The organism is Streptomyces sp. NRRL S-1022, from assembly GCF_000720135.1.
Taxonomy (GTDB): Bacteria; Actinomycetota; Actinomycetes; order Streptomycetales; family Streptomycetaceae; genus Streptomyces.
The window spans coordinates 1-3,461 of the sequence record NZ_JOIU01000076.1 but is presented as its reverse complement, the minus strand read 5'-3'; the positions used below and the strand labels follow the sequence as shown (position 1 = coordinate 3,461).

The following is a 3,461-nucleotide window of genomic DNA, read 5'->3' as shown; positions in this document are numbered from 1 at the left end:
GCTGACCGACTTGGCCGGCATCACACCGCGCCCGACGACGATCCCGTTCTACTCAACAGTCACCGGCGAGGAGATCGACACCTCCACCCTCGACGCCGGGTACTGGTACCGCAACCTCCGCGAACCCGTGCTGTTCGACCAGACCACCCGTGCGCTGCTCGACCACGGCCACACCGTCTTCGTCGAGGTCAGCCCGCACCCGGTCCTGCTCTCCGCCATCGAGGAGACCGGTCACCACCACGGCTCCGACCCCCTCGTCACCGGCACGCTCCGGCGAGACCAGGAGGACTTCCTCACCTCGCTCGGCCACCTGCACGTTCATGGCGTCCCGGTCGACTGGCGGTTCCCGGACGACACCGAGCCCGTCAGCCTGCCGACGTACGCCTTCCAGCGCCAGCCCTACTGGCTGCGGCCCGTCCCGACGGCGTCGGGCGATCACCCCCTGCTCAGCACGTTCGTGGAACTGCCCGACGGCGCGGTGCTCAGCGGACGGATCTCGCTCGCCACCCACCCGTGGCTGGCCGACCACGCCGTGCGGGGCTCCGTCCTCCTGCCCGGCACCGCGTTCGCGGAAATGGCGGCCTACGCGGCCGGCCGGCTCGGCCACGCGGTCGAGGAGCTGGTGCTCGAAACGCCGCTCGTCCTCGACGACACCCCCGTGCACCTCCAGGTCGTAGTGGGCCCCGAGGACGACGGCCGCCACCCGCTCACGGTGTACTCGCGTGACGGCGACGAGTGGGTGCGGCACGCCACCGGGACCCTGGGCGAGGAGCCGGTGCTGAGCGCCTGGAACTGGCCGTCGGCCGGTGAGCCCCTCGACGTCGACGGGCTCTACGACTCGCTGTCCGTGCTCGGCTACGAGTACGGGCCGGCGTTCCAGGGCGTCACGGCCGCCCGGCGGGTCGGGGACACCGTCTACGCCGAGGTGGAGCTTCCCGCCGAGGAACCGTTTGCCCTGCACCCCGCGCTGCTCGACGCCGCACTGCACCCCATGGCGTTCCTCACCGACCGCACCGGCCTGCCGTTCGCGTTCACCGGAGTGGCGATACGGCCCGCGGGCCGCCGAACGCTGCGCGTACGCCTGTGCGCCACCGGGCCGGACACGTACACCGTGGCCGTGGCCGATCCGGACGGCACCCCGGTCGCGGTCATCACGTCGCTGACCGTCCGGGACGCCACCGCCGTCCCGGACAGCCTGTACGCACTCGACTGGGTCCCCCTCGAATCCGCATCGACGGGCGGCGACCCCGCGGACCTGGTCGTCTACGAGGTGCCCGGGCCGGAGCCCGAGGCGGACACCGTCGAGGCGGCGTACGAGAGCGCGCAGAGCGTACTCGCCGTGATCCGGGACCACTTGGCGGGCGAGCGGACGCGGCTGGCGGTCGTCACCCGCAACGCCGTCGCCGCCGCACCCGGTGACGTGGTCGGCCTCCACCACTCGATGGTCTGGGGCCTGGTCCGCGGCGCGCGGGCCGAGCACCCCGAAAGGTTCGTCCTGGTCGACGCCGACCCGACCTGGGACCCCACGCTGATCGCCGGCACGGACGAACCGGAACTGGCGGTACGCCAAGGGGCGCTGCGCGTCCCCCGCCTGGTCCGCGTCGGCCCGAGCCTCACCCCGCCGGACGGTACCTGGCGGCTGGAGGACACGGGCACCGGCAGCATCGACGACCTGGCGCTGGTGCCCCGCCCGGAGCTCATGGAGCCGCCGGGGCCCGGGCAGGTCCGGATCGCCATGCGGGCGGCCGGACTCAACTTCCGGGACGTGCTGATCGCCCTCGGCGTCTACCCCGGCGAGGCCCTGATGGGCGGCGAAGGCGCGGGCATCGTCCTCGAAACCGGCCCGGACACCCGGTTCCGGCCCGGCGACCGCGTCATGGGCCTGGTCCCCGGCGCGTTCGGCCCGGTCACCGTCGCCGACCAGCGGCTGCTGGTCCGGATGCCCGACGACTGGTCGTTCGCCAGGGCCGCGTCCGTGCCCGTGGTGTTCCTGACCGCCTGGTACGGCCTGCGCGACCTGGGCGGGCTGAAGGCCGGTGACCGGGTGCTGATCCACGCCGGCACCGGCGGCGTCGGCATGGCGGCGATCCAACTGGCCCGGCGGCTCGGGGCGGAGGTGTTCGCCACCGCCGGCCCGGCCAAATGGCACACCCTGCGCACCCTGGGACTGGACGAGGACCACATCGCCTCGTCGCGCACCCTGGAGTTCGAGCAGAAGTTCCCGCCCATGGACGTGGTCCTGGACTCGCTGTCCGGCGAGTTCGTCGACGCCTCCCTGCGGCTGCTCGCGCCCGGGGATCTCGATGTGGCCGGCACGGTGCTGATCACCGGTGGTACGGGGACGCTGGGGGGCCATGTGGCCCGGCATCTGGTGGCCGAGCGGGGTGTGCGGCACTTGTTGCTGGTCAGCCGTAGTGGTGGCGGGGCCGCGTTGCGCGAGGAGTTGGCCGGGCTGGGCGCGGAGGTGACCGTGGTCGCCTGCGACGTGGCCGACCGGGACGCGCTGGCGGCCGTACTGGACTCGATCCCGGCCGCGCACCCGCTGACCGCGGTCGTGCACGCTGCCGGCGTGCTCGACGACGCCGTGGTCACCGACCTGACCCCCGAACGCCTCCGGCAGGTCGCCGACCCCAAGGCTCGGGCGGCGTGGAACCTGCACGAACTCACCCGGGGACGGGACCTGACGGCGTTCGTCCTCTTCTCCTCGGCGGCCGGGACGCTCGGCAGCCCCGGGCAGGCCAACTACGCCGCGGCCAACACCTTCCTCGACGCCCTCGCCGTGCACCGGCGCGCCCTCGGACTGCCGGCGACCTCGCTGGCCTGGGGCTACTGGGCCGAGCCGAGCGGCATGACCGGGCACCTGACCGGTGCCGACCAGGACCGGCTGATGCGAGCCGGGGTCGTGCCGCTGGCCACCGACCACGCCCTGTCGCTGTTCGAGGCAGCCCTGGCCATAGACCGGGCCGCGCTGGCACCGGTGCGCCTCGACCTGTCCGTGATGGCGGTCGCCCCGGCGGTCCCGGCGGCCCTCAAGGACCTCGTCTCCCGCAAGGCGGCCCGGCGCCCGGCGCGGCACGGCGCGATCGCCGACCGCCTGCGGTCACTGCCGGAGGCCGAACGGCTGCGAGCCGCACTCGACCTGGTCACCGCCAACACCGCCGCCGTGCTCGGTCACCGCGAACCGGAGGCCGTACGGGACCGGCAGCCGTTCAAGGACCTCGGCTTCGATTCCCTGACCTCCGTCGAACTGCGCAACCGGCTCAACATCGCCACCGGCCTGCGCCTGCCCGCCACCGTCACCTTCGACCACCCCACCCCGCGGCAACTCGCCGAGCACCTGCTGAGCGAGATCCTCGGCGGGGGTGTGGTGTCGGTGGTGTCGTCGGTGTCGGTGGGTGGGGTGGGTGGTGGGGCTGATCCGGTGGTGATCGTGGGTATGGGGTGCCGGTTGCCGGGTGGGG

General features: G+C 73.5%; 1 protein-coding gene. It reads left to right on the top strand.

Annotated elements, in window-relative coordinates:
- Positions 1-3,461 (top strand): SDR family NAD(P)-dependent oxidoreductase (locus IG05_RS0140765; RefSeq protein WP_030349142.1); only part of this gene is annotated, 3,461 nt, incomplete at both ends.